The 1387-nt window shown below is 42.7% G+C and carries 1 pseudogene; it reads left to right on the forward strand.

Annotated elements, in window-relative coordinates:
* Positions 1-1387 (forward strand): annotated as a pseudogene (locus tag ACFIL3_RS10140) (filamentous hemagglutinin); the annotation flags it as partial.

Consider the following 1387-nt stretch of genomic DNA (forward strand, 5'->3'; position numbering starts at 1 on the left):
GAGGGGGATGTGAGATTGACGGCAAACACTCTCGATTTAAGCAATAATCGTTCTCATATTTACACGCCGCAAACGCTATATTTAACTGCGGATCATATTTATGTCTCGGGCAGCACGCTGATTTATGGTGGTTTAGATTTTCAAAGCACCAATGTTCTTGATATTCACCATGCACGGCTACAAGCCATTACCGATGAAGGAGGGACTGGAGATATTCTTTTTGTTGCTCCAGGCGTTATGGTGGATCAGTTCACATCGGTTTTAGCAGCACGAGATTTTATCATCAAAACCGGGGAGCTTGAAAATAGCGGTCAATTGGCAGCGGGTCATGATTTAGCTTTTAGCGTGACGGGCGATGTGACCAACAGCAAAACGGGTTTAATTTATGTAAAGGGCAATGGTGCTTTACAAGTTGATGGGGCTTTGCTCAATGATTTTGGCGCTATTATGGCAGAAGGCAATTTATTTTTCACCGATGCAGCTGGTACTGGAAAAAGCCTTTCGCTTGTGAATAAAGCGGGCGTTATTCAAGCAGGTGGAAACTTAAATATCCAAACCAACAGTCTCAAAAACGAAGCCGATAGCATGCCTGTCATCACGGAAAAAACGGAAGAAGTCGCCATAGCATTCGAAAAACCAAAGGGTTTTAATTTGCTCAATGAACAGAATTTATATCACGATATGAAGAGAGAGCGTTGGGGAAAGGGGTATGTTACGTATATATTAATAGGTGGAGAGGATTATATACATACTCAAGGAGGGTATCTTAAGGAAGAATTTGTATTTGATAAAAAGCTTTGGGCTAACAAAGAGGGAACCTATGGCACGGCAACTTTGCAAGGTGGAACAGTCTATAAGGCATTCACTTGGAAATATGATAAAAGAAAAGGAGATATAGAACGCTATCAATGGAATAATCAGTCATACATGACAGAGAAGATTGTCACGCAGAGTTTTTCGCATAAACCGGCTGCTCAGGGGATGATACAATCTAGTGGCAATCTCATCATTAATGCCGGTACCATTGACAACCACTATAGCATTATACAAGCAGGAGGAAATGCCGATATCCACGCCAATGTGCTCACCAATTTGGGGGCAACGGTTTATAAAAACACTTATCTTGGTTGTCAGGCTAATACAGACAGTTGTTATGGTTATAAAGCTGATGGAAGCCGCGATGTTTCTTTAGATATAGCCAATGGCAAGGATCGCCAGATTGGTTCAGAAGCTTTGGAGAGCGTTCCTGGTCTTGTCCAAGCGGGTGGCACTTTAAATCTGGTGGTTGATCAACTCAATAACACGGCAGCGGAAGGTTCTATTACAGGGGATGCGCATTTTAAAGCACAAGCAGTTGAAGGCAATCCGCTGGAGTCCTTAAGCGGTT

It is taken from the genome of Bartonella sp. CE47NXGY (assembly GCF_042195415.1).
In the GTDB taxonomy this organism is placed as follows: domain Bacteria; phylum Pseudomonadota; class Alphaproteobacteria; order Rhizobiales; family Rhizobiaceae; genus Bartonella.